A 921-nucleotide genomic window follows, 5' to 3' on the forward strand; every position below is an offset into this window, starting at 1 on the left:
GGGCTGACGACCGAGCCATGTCCAATCGCTAGCAGGTCAGACAGGCAAGGGGTGGATCATGGCACGAGGGCGGCCGGCCTCTTCCCAAAGGAAAGCCAGCGTGATCGGCAGGTGGAAGCGGCGGGGGCCGGCTGCGCCGGGGTTCAGCCAGAGGGTGCTGCCGGTTTCCTCGATGCCGGGCTTGTGGGAGTGGCCCGAGATCACGACGTTCCACCCCTCGGCTCCCGGATCGGCCCGCAAGGCCTTGCGATCATGGATCATGTGGATCCGCAGGCCTCCGATCGTGAGGCTCACCGTCTCGGGCAGGGCCTCGGCCCAGGGACCGCGGTCGATGTTGCCGCGGATTGCTGTCACCGGGGCGATGCGCGCCAGCGCGTCAAGGTGGCCCGGATCGCCGATATCGCCCGCGTGCAGGATGCGCTCGACGCCTTCGAGCGCCTCAAGCGCCTCGGGACGGAGCAGACCATGGGTGTCGGAGATGACGCCGATGCGCTCCCCCGGAGATGGCTGGATGAATGGTTGCATGGGCAGCTCCTGTTGTCATTGCATGCCGGCCATGCGTCAGTCCGGCAACGTGACGGCGATGGCGCCGCGACGAGCCGCCACAACGGTATGCTGGGATGAAAAGCTGTCCAGACCAGCATATCGCAGGCTCCGCCCTTTTCGGCAGCATAACGCAGCCAGGCGGACGAGATATCCCCAGAAGACCCCCCTGCCCCGGATTGACAGGCTCCGCTATGATGGAACAAAACAAGAACGAGTCTGTTTGTTCCCAACTGCCTTGGATCTCTTCTGATCATGCCCGCACAGTCCTTCAACCCTGCCATTGCCGCCTTGCGCGCGCAGATCGCGCGGCTGGAGGGGGATGGCGGACCTGCGCGGGGCGTGTTGCCCTTTGGCGTACCCGAGCTTGACCGCCGT

1 protein-coding gene is annotated in these 921 nt (G+C 65.6%); it reads right to left on the minus strand.

The features are described 5' to 3' along the window. Positions 1-36: 36 nt before the first annotated feature. Entirely contained in the window at positions 37-525 is a 489-nt protein-coding gene (locus RAH32_RS21455) for a metallophosphoesterase family protein (RefSeq protein WP_306610414.1), read from the minus strand. Between the last annotated feature and the right edge of the window lie 396 nt (positions 526-921).

This window comes from Paracoccus yibinensis (genome assembly GCF_030846195.1).
GTDB lineage: Bacteria > Pseudomonadota > Alphaproteobacteria > Rhodobacterales > Rhodobacteraceae > Paracoccus > Paracoccus yibinensis.

Bases quoted from the DNA above. Each gene is read 5' to 3' on its own strand.
- RAH32_RS21455 (WP_306610414.1), bottom strand. From the start codon at position 525: ATGCAACCATTCATCCAGCCATCTCCGGGGGAGCGCATCGGCGTCATC.